At 70.5% G+C, this 19904-nt stretch carries 19 protein-coding genes; 2 read left to right on the top strand and 17 right to left on the bottom strand.

Annotated features, from left to right (window positions below):
• Window positions 1-55: 55 nt before the first annotated feature.
• From ACZ6Z4_RS22785 to ACZ6Z4_RS22715, 15 genes are all read right to left on the bottom strand, one after another.
• Window positions 56-1315, bottom strand: coding sequence for an MFS transporter (locus ACZ6Z4_RS22785; protein ID WP_465567860.1), 1260 nt, complete (start codon window positions 1313-1315; stop codon window positions 56-58).
• Entirely contained in the window at window positions 1312-2127 is an 816-nt protein-coding gene (locus ACZ6Z4_RS22780; protein ID WP_465567857.1) for a Rossmann-like domain-containing protein, read from the bottom strand. Before ACZ6Z4_RS22780 ends, ACZ6Z4_RS22785 begins: the two co-directional genes overlap by 4 nt.
• Window positions 2124-2879 carry a phytanoyl-CoA dioxygenase family protein gene (locus tag ACZ6Z4_RS22775; protein ID WP_465567854.1) on the bottom strand — a complete coding sequence of 252 codons (756 nt, stop codon included), beginning with the start codon at window positions 2877-2879 and terminating at the stop codon, window positions 2124-2126. The genes ACZ6Z4_RS22780 and ACZ6Z4_RS22775 overlap by 4 nt, the downstream gene beginning before the upstream one ends.
• Before the next feature lie 10 nt (window positions 2880-2889).
• On the bottom strand, window positions 2890-3951 hold the full coding sequence (locus ACZ6Z4_RS22770; RefSeq protein WP_465567851.1) for a pyridoxal-phosphate dependent enzyme: 1062 nt from the start codon (window positions 3949-3951) through the stop codon (window positions 2890-2892).
• Window positions 3948-5504, bottom strand: a complete 1557-nt coding sequence (locus tag ACZ6Z4_RS22765) for an ABC transporter ATP-binding protein (protein ID WP_465567848.1) — start codon at window positions 5502-5504, stop codon at window positions 3948-3950. Before ACZ6Z4_RS22765 ends, ACZ6Z4_RS22770 begins: the two co-directional genes overlap by 4 nt.
• On the bottom strand, window positions 5501-6304 hold the full coding sequence (locus tag ACZ6Z4_RS22760) for an ABC transporter permease (protein WP_465567845.1): 804 nt from the start codon (window positions 6302-6304) through the stop codon (window positions 5501-5503). The genes ACZ6Z4_RS22765 and ACZ6Z4_RS22760 overlap by 4 nt, the downstream gene beginning before the upstream one ends.
• Entirely contained in the window at window positions 6301-7239 is a 939-nt protein-coding gene (locus tag ACZ6Z4_RS22755; RefSeq protein ID WP_465567842.1) for an ABC transporter permease, read from the bottom strand. The genes ACZ6Z4_RS22760 and ACZ6Z4_RS22755 overlap by 4 nt, the downstream gene beginning before the upstream one ends.
• Window positions 7240-8775 (bottom strand): ABC transporter substrate-binding protein, encoded by a 1536-nt coding sequence (locus tag ACZ6Z4_RS22750; RefSeq protein ID WP_465567839.1) that lies wholly within the window; start codon window positions 8773-8775, stop codon window positions 7240-7242. It lies immediately after the preceding gene.
• A 252-nt stretch (window positions 8776-9027) separates the two neighbouring features.
• Window positions 9028-9597 carry an NADPH-dependent FMN reductase gene (locus tag ACZ6Z4_RS22745; protein ID WP_465567836.1) on the bottom strand — a complete coding sequence of 190 codons (570 nt, stop codon included), beginning with the start codon at window positions 9595-9597 and terminating at the stop codon, window positions 9028-9030.
• 114 nt (window positions 9598-9711) lie between these two features.
• Window positions 9712-10209, bottom strand: a complete 498-nt coding sequence (locus tag ACZ6Z4_RS22740; RefSeq protein ID WP_363665535.1) for a MarR family winged helix-turn-helix transcriptional regulator — start codon at window positions 10207-10209, stop codon at window positions 9712-9714.
• A gap of 40 nt (window positions 10210-10249) precedes the next feature.
• On the bottom strand, window positions 10250-11251 hold the full coding sequence (locus ACZ6Z4_RS22735) for a CopD family protein (RefSeq protein ID WP_465567833.1): 1002 nt from the start codon (window positions 11249-11251) through the stop codon (window positions 10250-10252).
• Window positions 11252-11273: 22 nt separating this feature from the next.
• Entirely contained in the window at window positions 11274-11783 is a 510-nt protein-coding gene (locus ACZ6Z4_RS22730) for a copper resistance CopC family protein (protein ID WP_363665537.1), read from the bottom strand.
• Window positions 11784-11785: 2 nt separating this feature from the next.
• Window positions 11786-12475 carry a YcnI family copper-binding membrane protein gene (locus ACZ6Z4_RS22725; RefSeq protein ID WP_465567829.1) on the bottom strand — a complete coding sequence of 230 codons (690 nt, stop codon included), beginning with the start codon at window positions 12473-12475 and terminating at the stop codon, window positions 11786-11788.
• Between the two features lie 53 nt (window positions 12476-12528).
• Window positions 12529-13026 carry a hypothetical protein gene (locus tag ACZ6Z4_RS22720; protein ID WP_465567826.1) on the bottom strand — a complete coding sequence of 166 codons (498 nt, stop codon included), beginning with the start codon at window positions 13024-13026 and terminating at the stop codon, window positions 12529-12531.
• A 129-nt stretch (window positions 13027-13155) separates the two neighbouring features.
• On the bottom strand, window positions 13156-13995 hold the full coding sequence (locus ACZ6Z4_RS22715; protein WP_465567823.1) for an alpha/beta fold hydrolase: 840 nt from the start codon (window positions 13993-13995) through the stop codon (window positions 13156-13158).
• A gap of 49 nt (window positions 13996-14044) precedes the next feature.
• Here ACZ6Z4_RS22715 and ACZ6Z4_RS22710 point away from each other — a divergent pair, with 49 nt between their 5' ends.
• Together ACZ6Z4_RS22710 and ACZ6Z4_RS22705 are read left to right on the top strand one after the other, a co-directional pair.
• Entirely contained in the window at window positions 14045-14875 is an 831-nt protein-coding gene (locus ACZ6Z4_RS22710) for an ROK family protein (protein WP_465567820.1), read from the top strand.
• Window positions 14876-15559 carry a pentapeptide repeat-containing protein gene (locus ACZ6Z4_RS22705; RefSeq protein WP_465567817.1) on the top strand — a complete coding sequence of 228 codons (684 nt, stop codon included), beginning with the start codon at window positions 14876-14878 and terminating at the stop codon, window positions 15557-15559.
• On the opposite strand, the gene ACZ6Z4_RS22700 is transcribed toward ACZ6Z4_RS22705, so the two are convergent.
• Together ACZ6Z4_RS22700 and ACZ6Z4_RS22695 are read right to left on the bottom strand one after the other, a co-directional pair.
• On the bottom strand, window positions 15547-19056 hold the full coding sequence (locus ACZ6Z4_RS22700) for a discoidin domain-containing protein (RefSeq protein WP_465567814.1): 3510 nt from the start codon (window positions 19054-19056) through the stop codon (window positions 15547-15549). The genes ACZ6Z4_RS22705 and ACZ6Z4_RS22700 overlap by 13 nt on opposite strands.
• 70 nt (window positions 19057-19126) lie before the next feature.
• The gene (locus ACZ6Z4_RS22695; protein WP_465567811.1) at window positions 19127-19849 is read right to left on the bottom strand and encodes a hypothetical protein; all 723 of its coding nucleotides are present in this window, start codon (window positions 19847-19849) and stop codon (window positions 19127-19129) included.
• Between the last annotated feature and the right edge of the window lie 55 nt (window positions 19850-19904).

Here is a 19904-nt window from a genome sequence, read left to right as displayed (position 1 = left end):
GCGCAATCGCCGAATGTCACTACTGGTGATCGCCGGTTTCGGAGCGTATAAGGGGTCAGGCCTGGCTGCGGACCCGCAGCGCGAGCAGCAGGGCCAGGAGGGTGATCGCCGCGAAGGCGGCCGCCGTACCGGGGTAGCCGGCCAGGCCGAGGCCGAGGCCGCCGATCGCGGCGCCGAGGAAGGTGCCCAGCGACATGCCGGCGGCGTTGACGCTGAGGGCCGAGCCGCGCAGGTCGCCGCTGCGGCGGACGAGCAGGGTGGTGACGCAGGCGGCGACGGTCGCGTGACTGGCGCCCATCAGCGCGGTCAGGACCAGCGTGGTGGGCAGGGTCGGTGAGAAGTAGAACGCGCCGACGCTGACCAGCGCGACCGCGACCCCGGCGACCAGCAGCTTGTCGGGAGTGAGCCGATTGTTGTCCTGGGCAAGGAATCGGCCGGCGAACAGGTTGCCGAGGAAGAACGACGCGCCACTCAGCGACCAGACCAGCGCGAACCAGCCGGGCTCGAGGGAGAACTTCTCGTCGTAGAAGGCGGCGAGGTAGGCCAGGTAACCCATGAAGGCGGCGGTGCGCAGCATCGCGACGGCGAGCAGTGGGACGCCGCCGGGGATCCGGGCCAGCGCCCGGTACGTCGCCAGGTAGCTCATCCGGACCGCGCCGTCGGCGCGCAGCGGCGCCTGGCGGCCGCGGCCGCGCCAGAAGAACGCGACGGACAGCGCGAGCGAGGTCACCGCGGCGGCGACCAGGTTGCCGCGCCAGCCCCAGACGATCCCCGGTACGGCGAGCACCGGCGCCGCGAGCATCGCCATCATCGACGTGGTCGCGGAGACCAGTGTCGCGGCGCGGCCCGCGGCGGCCGGAGAGGTGAACCGGTCGGCCGCGGCGGCGCCGATCGAGGGGCCGAGGATCGAGGTCGAGGCACCGATCAGCAGGCAGAACGCGGCCAGGGCGAACACGTTGCCCACGGCACCGAGCAGTGCGGAGAGCCCCAGCAGCGCGAGACCTCCGGCGGCGACCAGCTCGCGCGGGAAGCGGTCGATCAACGGCGCGAGCGCGAAGCCGACCACGAGCGCCGCCAGGCCGCCGAGCCCCCGCAGCCCGCCGATCTCGGCGACGCTGCCGCCGGCCGCGTCAGCGATCGGCACCAGGTACATGCCGAAGACGGTGAACGGGATCAGGCTGACCGTCGAGGCCAGCAGGAACGGCCACAGCCGCCGCGCCATTCGGAGGTCGCCCGGGACCGCCTCGGTGGCTGCTGGGTGGTGGGCGTCGATCGTGGTCGAGGGCGCAGCGGGGTTTCTGCTGTCGGTGCTCACGTACGGGATCCGTCCTGGAGGTGGTAGCGGTACAGGCTCGACGGGCGGGAGCTGAACTGGGAGAAGGGGAAGGGCTCGGCGGACACCGCGGTGACACCGGAGCCGAGGAAGGCGCGGGCGACCGCGCTCCCGGTCTGAGCATAGACCGCCAGCGGCTTCGCTTGCTCACGGCAACGGTCGACGAGGACGTCGAAACTCCCGTTGCTCAAGGTCATTCCGGTCGCGACGACCGCGTCGGCGGCGTCCAGAACCTGCGTCATGTCGCGGGAAACCGGCACCCCGGACGCGGTCTCGCGCAGGTTGAAGTCGCACGGCAAACAGATGCCACCTCGTGACGTGATCGCGTCGACGAGCGGGTTCACGACACCGATCAGTGCGACCTTCGCACCGGGCGCGACGTCGAGCAGGCCGGCGACGGCCGCGTCCCGCGCGCGGGCGCGGACGTCCGGCGTACCGGCGGGCAGCACGATCTCCTCGGCATCAGCGGTGTGGTGCGGCTCGACCGAGGCCAGGTAGGCGTCCAGCGCGGCGATCCGGACCGGCAGCGGCGCGTCCTTCAGCAGGTCCTCCAGCGAGACCCCCGACGTGTCCGCGCAGTACGACGGATCGAGCTCGCCCTCCTCGAAGGCGCACGCCCCGAAGACCTCGCCCACGCGCAGCAGCACGTAGTAGTTCTTGTACGTGACGTCGGCGCCGGGCAGGCGCGTCGTGTTGTGCAGCCAGAACGCACTGGTCACCGACACGTCAGCGGGTGCGGGACCGCGCTCACCGGCGAGGACGGAGGAAACCAGGGCAGGGACGGATTCGATCATGGGAGATCGGCCAGCCTTTCAGGGCGATAGGTCAGGGCGGACAGCTCGGGACGACCCGCAGGCTGGAAGCAGAACAGCAGCGACCGGCGGTCCGTCGCCGTCCGGTTCGGGGCGGAGCGGTGCACCATCATCCCGGGGAACATCAGCACCGACCCGGCCGGCGCCTCGACGGTCACCGTCGGCCCGCCGACCGCGCGCGGGTCGACGAGCAGCCCGGTCGGGTCGGCGGGATCGCGCGGTGCCGGACCGCCCAGGTGGCTGCCCGGGACCAGCGTCATCGCACCGTTGGCGACGGTGTTGTCGTCGAGCATCACGATCGCCGTCCCGATGTCGTACGCCGCCGCGCCCGCGCAGCAGTACCAGTACGGGAAGTCCTGGTGCCAGGCGAACTCCGACCCGACGCCGGCCCGCTTGAAGTTGAGCTTGGCCACGAACGGCCCGAGCGTGGATGCCCCCAGCAACGAGCCCATCGGTGTGGTCAGCCGCGAATCGGTCCAGAGCGCGTCGATCACCGGGGACATACGGGAGACCGGCGCCAGCGACCGGACCGCCTTGCCCGGCGCGTCCGGCTCCCAGTGGATCGTGGTGCCGTCGATCTCCTCCAGCCGGTGCCCGTCCGGCCAGACCGTCACCGTCGTCTCCCCGGCCTCGGCGGCGGAGACGACCCGCGCGTGCACCTGCTCGACCGCGTCCCGCAGGCGCCCGACCTCGGTTGCCGTGAACAACTGCGGCAGCAGCACATACCCCGACATGACCACCAGGCTAATGCGACGGAGTCGCAGAGGGAAACTGTTCGCGCTGCGTCCAGGCCGATTCGCGCCGGTCCCAGGACATCGCCGACCACGGCACCGCGAGCTGTTCCAGCGAGTCGATCTCGCGCGGCCGCATGGTGGCCATCGGCTTCGCCTCGGCATGCCGGGAAAAAGCGGACTCGACGTACCGGGTGCCGGTGTCGGCGGCCAGGAACACGTGCTGCCGGCTGCTGTCGCAGTTGTGCTCCCACAGCGCGGACAGGTACGCCGCGCCGGCGGACAGCCCGGCGAACACCCCGGAGGTCCGGAGCAGGTCGACCGCGGCCGACATCGCGTAGTCGAAGGAGACCCAGTGCAGCCGGTCGTACAGCTCGTGCCGGACGTTGCGGAACTCGATCGAGCTGCCGATCCCGGCGATGATCATCTCCGGGTCCTGGGTGTGCCCGGCGCCGAACGTGATGCTGCCGAACGGCTGCACGCCGACCAGGTTCACGTCCCGCCCGCGGTCGCGCAGGAACGCGGCGATCGCTCCGGTCGACGCGCCGGTCCCGACGCCGCCGACCAGGCACAGCGGCTCGGCCGGCGCGATCTGGTCGACCAGGTCGGCGACCGCGCCGTACCCGAGGTAGTGGATGTCGTCGTGGTACTGCTGCATCCAGTGGTACGTCGGGTTGTCGCGCAGGATCTCGGCGATCCGGCGGACCCGCAGGTTCTGGTCCAGCTGCAGGTTGTTCGACGACGGCACCTGCTCGACGGTGGCGCCGAGGATCTCGAGCTGGATCTTCAGCGTCCGGTCGACAGTGGTCGAGCCGACGATGTGGCACCTCATCCCGTACCGGTGGCAGGCCAGCGCGAGCGCGTGCGCGTAGATCCCGCTGGAGCTGTCGATCAGCGTGTCTCCCGGCCGGACCGCGCCGGTCTCCAGCAGGTGCCGGACGGCGCCGAGCGCGGAGTACACCTTCATCGTCTCGAACCGCAGGCAGATCAGGTCGTCGCCCACGCGGATCGGGTCCGGGTCCTTGATCGCCTCCGCCAGATGGTCGTGCAGCCGGGCTGGGCCAGGGATCGTCACTGCGGGGTGCTCCTCGTGTCAGTACTAGTGGTCAGCACAGGCGGAGGCGGGGGTTCGTGTCCGACGCGCGCGGCTCTCACCAGCCGGCGGGTCACCTCATTGGACGGTTGGTACATCACGGCGGCAGGAGGTCCCTGCTCGACGATGCGGCCGGCGTCGATCACCAGCACGTCGTCGGCGACGGCGGCGACCAGGCCGAGGTCGTGGCTGATCCAGACCAGCGCGGTGCCCTCGGCCTTGAGCTCCTGCAGCAGCTCGACGACGAGCGCGGTCCCGTGCTCGTCGAGCGCGGTGGTGATCTCGTCGCAGATCAGGACGTCGGGCTTCGCGAGCAGCGCGCGAGCCAGCGCGGCCCGCTGCAGCTCGCCGCCGGACAACCGGCTCGGCGGGCGACCGGCGACCATCGCCGACACCCCGAGCCGAGCCAGTACGGCGACCGCCGCGTCGCGGGACTCCAGCGGCCGGAAGCCGCGGAGCCGCTGCGCGGTCCGGGCGACCTGGTCGACCACCGGGCGCCGTTCGTCGAACGACCCGCGAACCTCCTGCCACACGTACTGGACGCGCCGGTTCTGCTCGGCCGAGCGCTTCCGCAGGACGGGAAGGGCGGCACCGTCGAGGGTGATCTCCCCGGCGTACCGTTCGTGCAGGCCGGCCAGGCAGCGCGCGAGCGTGGTCTTGCCGCTCCCGGACCGCCCGACCACGCCGACACAGGCTCCGGGCAGCACGCTGAGGTCGACCTCTCGCAGGATCTCTTCCCGCCCACGCACCCGCGCGGACAGCTTCGTTGCCTGGAGCAACGGCTCGGCGGTGTGGATGGTTCCCCGGCCGACCGGGAGCTCCGGAGCTTCGGGCAGGACGTCGTGGTCGCCGGCGGCGACCACCTGCCCGGCGTCCAGGACGACGACGTGGTGGGCGAGCGCGCGGACCAGGTCGAGATCGTGACTGAGCAGCAGGATCCCGAGCCCCTCCCCCGCCAGCTCGCGCAGCTCGTTGACCAGCTGCAGGCGGGTGATCGAGTCGAGTCCGGTGCTGGGCTCGTCGAGGACGAGCACGCGCGGCCGGCAGGTGAGCGCCTGGGCCAGCGCGATCCGCTGGCGCTGGCCGCCGGAGAACTGGTGCGGGAAGCGGCGCAGGGTCTTGCGGTCCTGCGGCAGCTGGGCCGCGCGGAGCGCTTCCGGTACGACATCCTGGCCCGGGTGGTGGAGCTTCTGCAGCTCGTGCAGCCCGGCGCCGATCCGGCGGGCGGGGTTCAGCGCGCTGCCCGGATGCTGCGGCATGTAGGCGACCACGCTCCCGCGGACGCGGGCCGCGGCCGCGGTCGGGCCGTTGCTGTCGACAACCACTCTCCCGGCGACCTCGACCAGGCCGGACAGTTGCACGCGATCCCCGTGCTCGCCGAGCAGGGCGAGCGCCGAGGTCGTCTTGCCGGAACCCGAGGCGCCCACCAGGGCAGTGACCTGTCCGGCATAGATCTCGAAGTCCACCTGATCGACGAGGATGGATGAGCCGACTGTGGCTCCCAAACCGCTGACACGGACCAGTGCACTACTCATTGAGAAACCTCCGCCATCCGGCGGGTGCGGTGCACCATACGATCGGCCAGCAGGTTGAAGCCGAGCGTGAACGCGACCAGCAACAGCGCGGGCGCCAGCACGGCCCACGGCTGCAGCAGCAAGCCCTCCCGGTTCCGGCTGACGCTGACCGCCCAGTCCGGCGCGGTCGGGCTGAGTCCGAGCCCGAGGAAGTTCACCGACGCCACCAGGAACACCGCGAGCGTGATCCGCGTCCCGACGTCCGCGGCGACCGGCCCGAGGACCGCGCGCCCGACGTACCCGAGGTGGATGCCGAACCAGCTCTCCCGCTGCATCCGCAGCGCCTCCACGACCGGGCCACTCGCCGCATCCAACGCAGCAGCACGCACCAGCCGCGCGACGGTCGGCACGTTGACAGCCGCCACGGCCAGCGTGATCGCCAGCGCCGAAGCCCGCCAGCCGACCGCGACCACGCTGATCACCAGCAACGAGGGCAGCGGCAGCAGCACGTCCAGCGGCCGGATCAGCAGCTCGTCCAGCCAGCGATGCCGCGTCGACGCCGCGACCAGGCCGATCAACCCACCGACCAGGTAGGCGACAGCGACCGCCCCGATCGCCATCCCGAGCGCTGTTCGTCCACCGACCAGCAACAGTTGCAGCACGTCGCGGCCGAGCCCATCCGTCCCCAGCGGATGCCCGGCGCTCCGCTCGTACGGCAGCCCTGGCGGCGGATCCAGCGGGATCAGCGGCCCGAAAGCGGCCACCAGCAACGGGATCAGGACCAGCAGCAGCGAGACGGCGACCGGCGTACGGGCTCTCATCGCAGCAGCTCCGTCCGCGGGACCAGCCGGTTGCAGACGAGATCCGCTCCCAGGTTGATCACCAGCGCGGCCACCGCGAGCACGAGCGTCAGGCCCTGTACGACGGGCAGGTCCCGCGTCTCGACACCGTCCACCAGCGCCGTCGCGAAACCAGGGATCGCGAAGATCGCCTCCACCACCAGCACCCCACCGAGCAACGTGTCCCCGGTCCGCGCCAGCTCCTGCACACCAGGAACCGCGGCGTTCGGCAGCACGTGCCGCAACAGCAACCGGCGCCGCGGCACCCCGAGCCGCCGAGCCTGTACGACGTACTCGGCGTGCAACGCGTTGATCGTCCCCGCCCGCACCTGCCGCGACAGCAGGCACACCGTCCGCCCCAGCAGCACACCGACCGGCAGCACCAGCAGCACCGGGCTCGCCAGCAGGTCCCCGCCGACCCAGGTCGCCGGCAGCCACCCGAGCTTCAGCGAGAACACCGCGACCAGCACCACCGCGATCACGAAGTCCGGGATCGCGCTCAGCGCCAGCGTGATCGAGGTGATCGTCCGGTCCAGCCGTCCGTTCTCCCGCGTTCCCATCAAGATGCCGAGGGCAACAGCCACCGGTACGACGACCGCCAGCGTGGCCACCGTCAGCACCAGCGTCGCGCCGACCGAGGCCTTCACGATGTCGAGCACCGGCCCGCCGCTGATCAGCGACGTCCCGAGATCACCGCTGAGCACGTTCCCGACCCAGGTCGCGAACCGTTCGACCGCGGGCTGGTCGAGCCCGAGCTGCGCCCGCAACGACGCCACCTGCTCCGGCGTCAGCGTCTCGGTGAACCGCATGTCCGCCGCGTCACCGGGCAGCAGCGAGGTCAGCACGAAGACCAGCACCGACAGCACGGCGAGCTGGAGCACCGCGAGGGCCGCCCGTTGGGCCGCGTAGGCCCGCATTCAGGCCAGCCACACCTTGTCGAACCGGCCCTGGTCCAGCGTGTTCGGCGGCACCGCCTGCACCCCCTGGACCTTCGACGACACCGCGACCAGGTAGTCCGGGTGGCCCCAGGCCAGTATTCCGCCCTCGTCGCGCAGCGTCTTCTGCAGTTCGGCGTACTTGGCCGCGCGGGCCGTCTCGTCGGTCAGCACCTGGGCCGCGACGAACGCCGCGTCGAACTCCGGCCGCCGCCAGTGCGTCACGTTGAACGGCGATTTCGACAGCAGCCGGTCGGTGACGTACTGCGGGATCGGCATCGCGCCGGAGCGGTGGCTGCCGATCACGCCCTTGGTCAGCAGGTCCTTCTGGTACGTCTGGGTGCTGCCGGTGGTCACCTTCAGCTTCACCCCGGCCTCACCGGCCTGCTCGGCCAGCAGCGTCGCCGCCTCGACGAACCCGGCCGACGCGTCGGCGGTGAAGATCTCGATCTCCTTGTTCACCAGGCCGGCCTTCTTCAGCAGCGCCTTCGCCTCGTCGAGGTTCCGCTCGCGCTGCGGCAGGCCGTCCGGGTAGTACTGGTAGCCCTTGCCGAACAGGTCGTTCCCGACCACACCGCGCCCGGCCAGTACGACGTCCACGAGCCGCTGCCGGTCGACGAGCAGCTTGAAGGCCATCCGGACGTCGGGGTTGTCGAACGGCGCCTGGTCGGTCTTCATCACGAACGCGTGCATCGTGCTGCCCTTGGCGGCGACGATCCGCACCGTCCGGCCGGCCTCGGCGGTCCGCGCGAAGGTCGCGGTCATGTCGTTCGCGTACTCCGCCTGCCCGCCCTGCAGCGCGTTCGCGCGGGCCTCGGCATCGGCGGACAGGATCTGCAGCTCGTCGATCCGGGCGGCGCCGTCCCAGTAGTCGGCGTACCGCTTGGCGACCAGCGACCGGCCGGCCTCGAACGAGACGTAGGTGAACGCGCCGGTGCCCATCGGCTTGGTCGGGTCCTTGAACCCGTCGGGCACGATCTGCGTGCCGATCCCGGCCAGCAACGCCGGGAACTCGGCGTTCGGCGCGGTCAGCGTCAGCTCCACGGTCCGCTTGTCGACGGCCCGGCAGCGCTTCAGATCCAGGGTCGCGAGCGACGACTGGGCGACTCGCTCGGGCACCGACGGGTCGGCCATCCGGGCCAGGCTGTAGAGCACGTCCTCGGTGGTCAGCGACTTCCCGTTGTGCCAGGTCGCGTCCCGCAATGTGAACCGCCAGGTCGCGGCCTGCGCGTCCGGCTCCCACTTCTCCGCCAGCCGCGGCACCGGCTTCAGGTCCGGCCCGAGCTCGACCAGCTTCTCGTAGATCGCCTTGTGCCGCGCGATGTCCACGAACAGGCTCTGCACGTGCGGGTCGAGCACCTCCTTGGCGCCACCCCCGGCGTACACGGCCCGGAGCCGCCCGCCCTGCTGCGGCTGCGCGGCAGCCGATCCCCCGCCACTCCCGCAGCCGGCGATCGCGGCCAGCCCCAGTCCCCCGGCCAGCCCCAGGAACCCACGTCTGTTCAGCGCTTCGGACATCAGTTTTCCCTCACGGTGCGATGGGTCCGGCGAGTTCCCCCCGCCGACGTCGATCGATCCTGCCGTTAATGAAAATCGTTGTCAAATTCAGCGCGCATCTGAACGAGACTCATTCTTGACGGCCGACCAGCCCTTCGCTGCCCGTGACGGCGTGTCACCGGCCGCAACCTGCGAGTACTGGCAGTGACCACCACTTCCACGCGAACAGCCCCTGCGCTCACGGCGAGCGCAGGGGCTGGGGAACGGTACGGATCAGGCGGCGGCCGGCCGGCGCAGGTGGGCCAGCGCGCCGCTCCACTCGACGACCTGATCGAGCACGGTCTGGACCTCGGCGACGTGGTACTCGGCCGGGGCGAACTCGCTGTAGTTCTTGAAGTCGGTGGCCAGCGACAGGGCGACCTGGGAGCGGACGTCGGCGACGCGGAGCTCGCCCATCACCAGGCGCAGGTGCTCGACGGCGCGGGCACCGCCGACCGAGCCGTAGCTCACGAAACCGGCGGCCTTGTGGTTCCACTCGGCGAACAGGAAGTCGATGGCGTTCTTCAGCGCGCCCGAGGTGGAGTGGTTGTACTCCGGGGTGACGAAGACGAAGCCGTCGAAGGAGGCGATCTTCTCCGCCCAGGCCAGCGTGTGAGGCTGGGTGTACTGGCCCATCGCCGGCGGCATGGCCTCGTCCAGGTGCGGCAGCTTGTAGTCGGCGATGTCGACCAGCTCGTACTCGGCGTCCGAGCGCTGCTTGGCGATGTCGAGCACCCACTCGGCGACGGCCGCGCCGTTGCGGCCGGGGCGGGTGCTGCCGAGGATGATCGCGATCTTGGGCATGTCAGTCCTTCGAGAAGCGGGAGTGTTTTGGTGATGCATCACCAAAAATAGCAAATCGAGATGACATGTCAACCTGATGATCGGGAAAGGCCCCGGAAGCGGGTCGGCGCGGGTTCAGGAATCGCTGTCGGACGACGGACCGGTGCTGCAGAGATCGCGCGTCGGCAGACCACTCAGGACACGGTCGAGCAGGACCGCGAGCAGGTCCTGCTCCTCGCGGCTGAGCTTGTCGAACAGGTACGTCCGGACGGCGTCGACGTGGTCCGGGGCGGCGGCCTCGATCGCGGCGCGGCCGGCCGGGGTGATCCGGACCATCGAGCCGCGGGCGTCGGACGGGCACTCCTCGCGGACCACCAGGCCGCGCTTCTCCATCCGGCTCACCTGGTGCGACAGGCGGCTGCGCTCCCAGCCGACGGACCGGCCGAGCTCACGGGTCCGGAGCAGGCCGTCCTCCGCCGAGGACAGCGGGTGCAGGAGGGCGTAGTCGGCCGCGGAGACCCCGCCGTTCGCGGTCATCCGGGCTTCGAGAGCGGCGGTCAGCTCCCGGTAGGAGTCACGGTACGACTGCCACAGCTGCGCCTCACGCGCATCGAGCCACTGCACCTCAGCCATCTACCAAGCATACGGGCTGGTTGACAGATCACCGATCTCTTCACGGGGTCCGGGAGAGCGCGACCGCGAGCCCGACCGTCCCGGCCATCACCACGAGCTCGACCGCGACGAGCCGGTAGAACAGCGCCGGACGGTCCGCCAACGCGGGCAGCGTCGCCTGCCGGTGCCGCCACCCGATGGCCACCAGTACCGCGAACGCGACGGCCTTGGCGAACACCAGCGCGCCGTACCCGGTGGTGACCCACTGGGTGATCAGCCCCCAGCCGTCCTCGCGGCCACCGAGGTGGATCTCCGCGGTGAGCAGGCCGGTGACGCCGATCGTGATCGCGCAGACCAGCGCGAGGTAGCTGAAGTACTCGATCGCCGTCCGCTCGCGGGTGTAGCGGACCAGCGCGCCGAGGCCGCCGATCCACGCGGTCGCCGCGAAGACGTGCACGACCAGCGAGGCGGTCGCCAGCACGCTCCAGAACGCCGTCCGCTCGATCGCGCCGTGCCCGGTCAGCAACGGCCCGGCGATCGCCAGCGCGATCAGCAGAAGGCTGACGCGCGCCGTACGGACAGTCCGGCATCCACTCAGCACCACAGCCAGTACGGCGGTCAGCGCGACCGCAACCGCCAGCGCCCGCACCTGGTCGAGCTGTCCCGCCGCCGCGGCCTCTTCCGCCAGATGCGACAACGGCAGCCCGAGGATCACCGACGCGGTCACCACCAACCCGCCGATGCTCGCCACCGCCCAGATCCCTGCGGCAACGGCAGCATCCTGAACAGCCTTGAGCCCTTGCACACCGAGCTTTCCACCCGCTTCGGGCTTCAGCAGCAGCACCGCCGCGAGCACCGCGCCACCGCAAACGATCGCAGCACCATCGGCGAGCAGTCGCAGTACCGGCACCGCCCACGACACCGGCAGGCTCGCGCCGTGCAGTCCGGCCGGCAACGGCTTCGGAGCACCGCCGGCAGCCAGCAGCGCGACGACGCAGACAACGATGCCCGAGGCAACTACTCCGGCGACGACCGGGCGCCTCGGCAGGACCGGGGCGCTCATCCGGCCGGACGCTTCGTCAGCGTCATGCGGCCGGGCGGCGGCGGACGATGACGATCGCCAGCGCGACCACGACCAGCATCACCAGCGCCATCGCGACGATCGTGACCACGTTGGAGTTGTCGTCGGGCGGTGCCGCCGCCGGCGTGACCGGGGAGTTCGGGTCGTGACCGGCGTGGCTGACCGTGAACGCGCCGGTGACCGTGATCGGGTGCCCGTCGGCCGACACGATCCGGGCGTCGACCTGGTACCGGCCGGTCTCGATCATCGCGCCGACCGGCTGCGTGACGGTGTTGTCGATCACCTGGATGTCGCCGAGCGCGACGTTCACCCCGGTCGGCGACTTCACCTGCAGCTGCGCGCCGGTGCTGCCGACCGGCTCGTTGAAGGTCAGCACCACCTGCGTCGGCGGTACCGCCATCGTGGTCCCGTCGGCCGGCGTCATCGAGTCGAGCTTGGCGTGCGCCGCCGCCGTACCGGTGGAGGACACCAGTACGACGAGCGACGCGGCCAGGACAGCGAGGACTTTGCGCACGGTCAGTTCGCCTTGCCCGGACGGCGGACGGCGAGACCGAGCGCGATCAGACCGAGCACCAGACCGGCCCCACCGAGCGACCGGGCGAGCACGTCCGAACCCGCCTCGTCGTCGTCATCGCCGTCGTCGGTGTCCGCCGCCACCGGCGTGATCGCGGCCGCGAGTTTCAGTGACGGCGCCGGGTGCTCGGGCTTGTCGGAGTCGCTCTTCGCGATCTCGGCCCACTTCACCACCTCGCCGTCGCTGTAGGTCTGCTCGGCCGGGAAGCTGAGCGAGTCGACGCCCTCCGGGATCCGCCCGACCGACAGCGCGAACTCGTCGAAGTCGTTCGCGGGTACGCCGGCACCGGTCGACGTCCAGGTGACCGTGGTGATCGCCTTGGTCAGCGTCACGTCGCCGATCTTCACCGGCGAGGGCAGCGTCTCGGTGGTCTTGACCACCTTCCAGCCGTCCTTCACCTGCGCCCCGACCAACGCGAACGGATGGTCCTTCGGCAGCGAGACCACCAGCTTCGTCGTACTGGCGGTGTCGGACTCGGTCGGAACCCGGAACACCAGCTTGGCGTAGCCGCCCGGCTTGGCGTCCGGCGACGAGACCGTGACGTGGGCCGAGGCGGAGGTCGCCGCACCGACCAGGACGAGCGCGGAGGCCGCGGAGATCGCGGCGGCGCGCAGGGCAACTCTTCTGAACATGGGTGAGCCTTTCGCGGACGCACGGGAGCCGGTCCCGCGCGGGCGCGACCGGTTCAGGACGGAACGGGGACTGCCCGTCCGCGCGGTGGTCCGCGCCGCGACACACTCGAGGTCAGCCAGTGCTGCCCGTACTCCGGTGCCGCCCGTACGACGCCAGGTGCACGGTCTGCGCTTGGGATTGCCACGACCCGCGCGGGCAGCGCCGGGAGCAGCCGCGCGACGATCCGGCGTACGCGGGTCACCCACTGGTGCGTCCGGTCGATCAGGCCGATGCCGACGAGCAGGACGACCAGGTGCGCCGTCGCCATCGTCAGCGAACCGGCGGCGCCGCCGCTGTGCATCATGTGGTGCGCCGAGTCGAGCGAGAAGTGCACGACGAGCTGGATCGCGGCCAGGACGACGATCGCGAGCTCCTGCCGCCCGGCGAGGTGGTCGCCGAGCAGCCAGCACGCCGCCGCGAGCGCGAGCAGCTGCGGCAGGGCGGTCACCATGACCTCACCACCGGCGACAGCATGGCCGAGCACCGCGACGCCGACGCTCAGCGTCAGCACCGCGGACGTGGCTGTCCTCGCGGCGTGCAAAACGGGTCACTTCCTTGCCTGGGCGGGGGCGGCCGTGGACCGCCGTCTCCATGGTTCCACAGGCGCGCCGCCCTGTGACCGGGGGTGGCGCGTCCCGTTTCAGTGGGCCGCGGTGAACTTCCGGACCGCCTGCTGGAACGCGGCGGGCTCCTCCAGGTGCCCGAAGTGGCCGCTCTCCTCGAGCACCACCAGCTCCGAGCCGGGGATCCCGTCGTGCAGCTGCCGGGCGAACTCGATCCCGCAGATGAAGTCCGCGAGGCCCGCGATGATCAGCACCGGCACCGAGATCTCGCCGAGCCGCTCCCGGACGTCCCACTCCGCGGGCTTGCGGTTCGGGTCGACGGTGAGGTCCAGCGTCGGGAGCCAGTCGGCGAGGCTGTCCTCCATCGCCGGGTAGTCCTTGAAGTAGACCGGCAGCAGGCGACTGAGGTTGTCGAAGTGGCGCTCCTTGGTGTCCGGCAGATCGTCGTCCTCCTGCCAGGCCTGCAGCACCTGCTGGGCGAGGGCGTCGTTGTTCCGGGCGGCGACGTACTCGTCGACCTTGCGGCTCGCGGCCTCGTGCAGTTCCGGTCCGTTGAACGCCATGCTGTCGTAGACGATCACGCCGGCCAGGTGCTCGGGGTGGTCGAGGGCGATCTGCTGCGCGACGAAACCGCCGTGCGAGTGACCGAGGAAGTACGCCTTGTCGACGCCGAGGTGCTGGATCAGGCGGTCGGAGTAGTCGGCGTACCGCTCCATGCTGTAGTCGCCGTCGGGCTGCAGGTCGGAGTGGCCGGTGCCGACCGGCTCGACGTACACCATCGTCAGGTGCTGCTCCAGCTCCGGCATCCGCAGGTACTCGTAGTGGATGCCGGGGCCGCCGGGATGGACCAGGCAGACCGGGCCGTTGCCGGCCACGTGGTAGGCGAGCGTGATCCCGTCGACCTCGAAGGTTTCCATGTCCACCAGTGTGCCTCGCGGCCCGGGGTGATCGGCGATGATGGGGGTCATGAGCAACGATGCGGGCGTCGCGGTACTCGAGGTCGGCGGGAGCCACGTGACCGCGGCGGTGGTGGTTCCAGGCGTGTGGACGGTCGAATCGGTCCGCCGGACGCCGCTGGACTCGAAGACCTCGGCGGACCGGATCGTGGCACAACTTGGCCAAGCGGCCGCGCAGTTGCCGTTGGCAAACGGCCTCGCGCTGGCGCTGCCCGGACCGTTCGACTACGCGACCGGGGTCGCGTGGTACCGCGGGGTGGAGAAGTTCGACTCGCTGTACGGGCACGACCTGGGCAAGTCGCTGCGCGAGCTGCTCGACCTCGACCGCGTCGTCTTCGTGAACGACGCCGAGGCGTTCGCCGTCGGCGAGTGGACGGCGGGGACGCTGCAGGGCCTGTCCCGCTGCGTCGGCGTCACCATCGGCACCGGCATCGGCACCGCGTTCCTCGCCGACGGCCGCGTCGTCCGCACCGGCGACACCGTCCCACCCGGCGGCGAGCTCTACCGTACGACGTTCCGCGGGAAGCCGCTGGAGGACTGGATCTCCGCCCGGGCCATCCTCGCGGCGTACGGTTCCGCGCCGGGTGTGAAGGAGGTCGCCGACGCGGCGCGTGCGGGTGAGTCTCGCGCCCTGGAGGTGCTGGTCGACGCGTTCACTTGTCTTGCTCAGGCTTTGACTCCGTGGCTCGACCGCTTCGAGGTCACCCGCGTCGTGCTGGGCGGCTCGATCTCGGGCGCTTTCGACCTGGTCCGCGACGTGTTCGACTTCGACGTGACGGTCACCGAGGACACCGAGCACGCAGCGATCATCGGCACCGCCGCGGTCGGGTACGGTGCCTGAGTGCCGCCACAGAAGATCGCCACGCCCCGCCTTCGTTCCGACCTCGACCGGCAGGCTCCCGCGGTCGACGAGATCGAGGACGAGGACCGGTTGCTGGATCTGGAGCTCGAGGACGTGGAGCTGCGGGGACTGGCGGCCGAGCACCTGGAGATCAGCGGGTGCCGGCTGACGCGGTGTGATCTCGGCGGGTCCGACCTGGAGAAGGCGGTGCTCGTCGATCTCGTGCTCGACCACTGCGATCTGGCCAACGCGCGCTGGTCGGACGCGTCGGCGAGCCGGGTCGCGATCAGCTCGTCACGGCTGACCGGCTTCGCGGGACCGGCGCTCAACCTGCAGCACGTGACCGTGCGGGACAGCGTGCTCGACTTCAGCTCGTTCCGGTTCGCGAAGTTCGTCCGGACCGAGTTCACCGACTGCCGGCTGCAGAGCGCCGACTTCGTCTCCGCCGACCTGTCCGGCACGGTCTTCCGGCACTGCGACCTGACCGGCGCCGAGTTCTCCCAGGTGAAGGCCAACGGCGCGGTCTTCGTCGACTGCACCTGGGAGGGAGCCCGCGGCATCGCGAGCCTCGGCGGCGCGACGATCGCGAACTCCTCCCCGATCGACGCGCTCGCCGTGACCCTGGCGATGGCCTCGGCCCTCGGGATCACCCTCGGCGACCCCGACGACTTTCAGCCGTTGTAAGGATCGACCAGCAGCTTCAGCGTCCCGCTCGCCTTCGCGGTGACGGTCACCGTCCGCGATTCACCCGGCAGCAACCAGAAATAGTTGTCGCTGTAGAGCGCCGGCAGTACCCGTTCGTTGTTCCGGTCGCGCAGTGACAACCGGATCAGCGGCGCGACGGTCTTCCCGTCGTTCCGGATCGTGGCGGTGAGTTTTCCCTTGCCCGCGGTCGTTCTGACGTTCAGCCGTGCTCGGCCCAACGTGTTCAGCTGCTGTACGTCGGACGCTGCGCGGTAACGCCAGTACGTGTTCTCCGACAGCACCTTGCCCCGGGCATCCGTCAGCTTCAGCCGCAGCAGGTGCAACGCGGGGAGCTCGTCGCCGAAGGCAACCACGAACGAGTCAGCCTTGCCCGAGGCCCCCACTGACACGGCTTCCTGCTGCGTCTTGAGCCGCTTCCCCTGCAGATCGAACAGCTCCGCCGTCACCGTCGCATCGAGCGGCGCCGTCGTGTGGTTGATCGCGGCAACCTTCCAGCCCGGCAGACTCGCCTGGACGTGGATCGCCTCGCACCCCTTCCGGGCGCCGTAGTAGCTCCCGTTCACGTCGAGGTCGTAGTCGTAGGTCTGCCACACCGTGCTGTGCCAGGCGGGATGCGACATCCACAGCAGCAGCGCCGACGCGTCCTCCCACAGGTGCGCGTTCCAGGCCTCGAACATCGCCCGCATGTTCTCGTAGTTCACCAGCTGCGCCTTGCGGGTGAACTCCTCCAGCCCGCTCGACGACCCGAGCCGCTCGTCGATCGCTTGGAGGTACGTTTCCGGCCGCTGGTTCCCGTGCGTGGACCAGTCGTGGTGGTACCACGGCGTCCCGATCGGCCAGCCCTCGTCATCCTCGCCGACCAGGTTGCGCATCGACTCGACGACCGGGATCGTCGGCATCCCGATCTCGGTGTGGAAGCCGAAGTTGAACGTGTCGTAGGTGTTCGCGTCGAAGTACTTGGCCGGGTCGACCCAGTAGTACGGCCCGTGCCCCGACACGAATCCCGCCGCCGAGTCCGGCAGGTACAGGATCTCGTCGTCCTCCTCCCGGACGGCGGCGCTGAGTCCGGCCTCGATCCCGGCCGGCGGGTGCTGCTCGTTGGCGCCGCACCAGATCACGATGCTCGGGTGCGTCCGGTACCGGACAATGGTGTCGCGCGCGATCTCGACGTACCCGGGCAGGTCGTCGGAGAACTCGCCGGCCTCCCAGAAGTCGTTCCAGACCAGGATCCCGTTCTCGTCGCAGGCGGCGTAGAACTCCTCACGCGTGCTGGAGCCGATCCAGTTCCGGATCATGGTGAAGTTCATGTCCCGGTGCAGGCCGACCAGCTCGCGCATCCGTTCCGGCGTGACGCGGCGGAGCAGTTCGTCGTACCCCCAGTTGCCGCCACGGCAGAAGATCTGGACGCCGTTCACGCTGATCTTCAACGGGACCGGCGCGTTGCTGACCTCCTGCACGTCGGTCCACTCGTCGCCGTCGTCGGAGACCTGTACGACGAACAGCGACGCGTACGCCGTCTCCCAGAGCAGCTCGAGCCGGTCGAACGTCTTGGCGGCGCCGAGGTCGACCTGGATCCACTGGTCGTCGGTGTACTGCGACGCCCAGCGGCTGCGGTCGTTGCCGTCGATCGCGTTCGGCGCCGGGCTGCCATCGTCGGACGAGGCGGTCGCCGTACCGGCCCTGGCCAGGTCCTCACCGTCGCCGTTCTTGATCGCGAGCGTCCACAGCGAGTAGCCCCAGCCGGTCGCGCGGCGCCGGCCCTGGATGCGGACGAACCGCTTCGTCTGCTGCGGGAGCTGCACGGTCTGCGGCGCGGAGTTGGTCGCCGGGTCGACCTTGATCGGCAGGTCGTAGCTGTAGCCGAACTCGCGGATGCCGAAGGTGGTCTTGCGGGTGTCGCTGGTCCGGCCGCCGATCGCGACGGTGGTGGTCAGCGTGTGCAGCGCGGGGTCGCCGTAGCCGTTCGGCCACCACAGCTTGGGGTTCTGCACCGTGACGGCGTCGAAGGCGACCTGCGTGCTCTCGCCGGCCTTCAGGGTGACGGTCTTCGTCAGCGTCGTACCGTCGAAGGCGGCCTTCACGTTGACTGTGCGGTCCGCTGCTGCCGCGTTCCGCAGCGGCACGGTGATGGCGACGGTTGCTTTCGCGCGCTCCGGGACCTTGGTCACGACGCGGGCGTCACCGAGTACGACGTCACCCGTCGACCGCAGCCGCACGTGGTTCCAGATCCCGGCGGCGCGGTCGCGCACCGCGGGCATCCAGTCCCAGCCCGACGCCGACAGCAGCGTCGGCGAGTCCTGCCAGAGCTTGCCGGACTGGACGAACGCCTGCCCGGCGTCGCCCTTGTCGCCAGGCTGACCCGGGTGCGGCATCGGCGTGATCCGGACCGCCAGCGCGTTCTTGGCCTTCAGGTTCACCTCGAACGCGGCCCGGGCGAACGGCGACTTCACCGTGCCGACCTGGACGCCGTTGAGCCACGCGTCGGCCTGGTGGTTGATTCCGTCGAACTCCAGCCAGATCCGTCGGCCCGCGCTGACGTCCAGCCCCTTCGGCAGGTCGAACGCGCGCCGGTACCACCAGCTGTGCCGGCTGAGCGCCTCCGGGATCTCCAGGTTGTTCATGCCCTCCACCGGGTCGGGGAAATGCCCCTGCTCGACCAGCGTGGCCAGCACAGTGCCCGGTACGACGGCCGGCAGCCAACTGGACGTGTCCTGCCCGGTGCCGCTCAGCGTGGCGCCATCCTGGGTGGCGGCGAAGTCGTCCATGGTCAGCGACCAGCCGGACTCCAGCGGGACCGTGCCGTCGGGCTCTGCCTTCAGCGCGGGCGGTGTGCCGTGGTGGGTGCCCCAGGAGGTCCAGCCGGTCGCCGGGGGACGACTGGTGGAGGCGGTGCCGTACACCTGGAACCCGTTGAGGCCGAGCGGGTTCGCGTTGGCCTGCTTGGTTCCGGTGAGCCGGACGTAGCGAGCGTTGACCGGCGTGGTCAGCGCGACCTGCACCTGGCCACCCGGGCTGTTCGTCGCCTGGTGGACCGTGCGCCACGTCGTACCGTCGGTGGAGGTGTCGACGCGGAAGTCCAGCGCGGAGCTGGAGAGGACCTCATGGCCCTGCGTCTGCCCATACGGGTTGCCGCCGGACAGGTCGAAGGCAGGGTCACCAGCCTTGCCTTCGAAGGTCAGCGTGACCGCCTCGACCCGGCAACGCGCCTGGAGGTCGACGACGATCCACTGCGGGTCGGCGCTCGCTGCCCGCCAGCCGGAGCCCTGTACGCCGGTGTGCGCCAGCCCGTCGACGGCGAACTGGGCCGGCGTCGCGGCGTACGCGGTCGAGGAGACCTTCACCGGGCGGTTGAGGGCCAGGTCGATGCGCGCCGCCGTGCTCGCGGCCAGCGCTTGCTCCGGCAGGACCGACCCGACCGAGATGCTGGCGAGCACCCCTCCGGTTCCGGCCATGAATGTTCTACGTGACAGCGTCATGCGTCGCTCCCAGGGCGGTGGGGTTACTTGAGGTTCTCAAGTATCTCCTGCTCCCGGGCGCTGTCCAGGTTTAATTCGTAAGAATTACCGGCCGGCCCCACGTGTCGTCGGCGTCGTCGGCGGTCGCCCGCAGCTCCTCCGCACACTCCCCCGCCGGGACGGCGACCGTGAACTCGCCGCGCTCGGCGTCGGTCCCGGTCTTCGCCAGCTCCGACCAGCTCTCGCCACAGCGCTTCTCGACGGTGACGCCAACCCCGCCGTACGGGACCAGGCCCTTGTCGTCCGGCGAGTACCTCAGTACGACGTACGTCGACTCGACCCCGCCGTCCTCCTGCGGGATGCTCGCCACCGGCTGGATGTCGGTCCCGAGCCGGATGTCCACGTCGACCGGCTGCGCCTCGACGCCCTGCGGGCCGCGCCAGGTCCGCTTGCCGAGCGGATCACCGTCGTACACGTGCACCTTGGCCAGGTCGGACTCGACGAACTCGACACCGTCCAGGTGCTGACTGCCCTGCCAGCTCTCCCACATCCCGGCCGCCGGACACGTCGACTTCGCCATCAGGAACGCCGCCGGCGTGAACACGTGCCCCTTCACCAGCCCCGACGCTTCCTTGGTCACCATCAGCGGCGGCTCCTCACCGCTGCCCCGCCCGGCCTCCGGCGGCGCCCCTTCGAGCAGCAGCTCACACCCCTTGGCCTCGGCCCGATCCTGCACCGCGTTCCCGTGCCCCGCCGCGACCCCCGCCATCGCGAACGCCAGCACGAACAGTCCCGCCGCCACGCGCTGCCTCACGCCACTCACCTCCACGCGCCCACCCGACGCACCTACCCTGGCACACGCCACCCCC

This window comes from Kribbella sp. NPDC104740 (assembly GCF_055583505.1).
This window is presented reverse-complemented; position numbering and strand designations above follow the sequence as displayed.